The following is a 1,061-nucleotide window of genomic DNA, read 5'->3' as shown; positions in this document are numbered from 1 at the left end:
GCCTTGTGCAACCACCATATCACCGTGAATCAACGGCTCTGACCCCGCGCCGTATTCAAAGTCTCCGCCGTGAATGACGACGTAAACTGGTAAATCAGCGTACGCGTCTGTCCCTACTGGTCGCCAAATGTTCAGATTTAAACAATCTTCCGATTGTATTTGGGTCGTGGTTTTTAACTGCGGGCAAGCATCACCGAATTGAGTGGCATCAATATTACCTTCAAGTGGTGCGACAATACTGTGTTGAAAGCGGTCTGCTAGCGCAAACTGGATACCTTTGAACGCTTCTACTGCTGCCAGTTTTTCACCTGAATCAAGAGGCGTGATGACAAGAGACTCTGTGGTGGCTTGAATGGTCGCATCGCCAATTTCCAAGGAGATTTGCTCTGGTGGTGACGGTTGTAACGGCTGTGGATTGTAAGGAACGCTGGGTTTACTTGAATCATCACCACAGGCAGCTAAGGCAAGAGTGATAGTAATAGCTAAAGTTGAGCGATTGAGTAAAGTCATTGTTATGTCCAAAAAGTCATTTGGTGCGTGCACCGAAAGTGATGAACGGCATCGAACAAGCGACGTCCTGGCGCTTTGGTATTAATCCGTGAATGGTTGGATGGTTTGTTGTATTGATGGCTCAAATGGTAGGGCATCGGTGACAGTTTCAATAATCGCCTTTGTAGGATGTCATCCTACTAACTAATGGCCTACCCATGTATGTGCTTAGTGTCTCTGTGCGCTTAGAAGCGATAACCCAAATTCAAGGTTAGTGCGGCACGTGTTTCACCTTTGTTGTAAAGCATGGTCAGGTTATAGTTCTTACCAATTTGCTTATTGAAACCAGTCAGGAATGCCCACTCGTTAAGCTCGACACCGATGTCGTAATCGAACTCGATATCACCGCTTTTGACTCGGCCATCCATACGAGAGTCCAAACCTTGGTATTCAGCACCCACGAAGAACTGAGCACGGTAGTCGACCAACTGAACCCTTAATCCACCCAGAAAATCTAGGGGTAAAGTGGGGGAGAGGAAAGTTGATTTATTTCAGTGTATTGCGCGATATTT

1 protein-coding gene and 1 pseudogene are annotated in these 1,061 nt (G+C 46.5%); both read right to left on the bottom strand.

Annotation, left to right across the window (positions count from 1 at the left end):
- On the bottom strand, positions 1–510 hold a 510-nt coding region (locus ACP45E_RS11270), incomplete at its 3' end, for a carboxylesterase family protein (protein ID WP_158008379.1).
- A 224-nt stretch (positions 511–734) separates the two neighbouring features.
- Positions 735–989 (bottom strand): annotated as a pseudogene (locus ACP45E_RS11265) (hypothetical protein); the annotation flags it as partial.
- Between the last annotated feature and the right edge of the window lie 72 nt (positions 990–1,061).

The sequence above is a fragment of the Vibrio genomosp. F10 str. 9ZD137 genome (assembly GCF_049974785.1).
Classification (GTDB): Bacteria; Pseudomonadota; Gammaproteobacteria; order Enterobacterales; family Vibrionaceae; genus Vibrio.
Note: the sequence above shows the minus strand (reverse complement) of the source record. Positions and strands in the feature narration are given on the sequence as shown.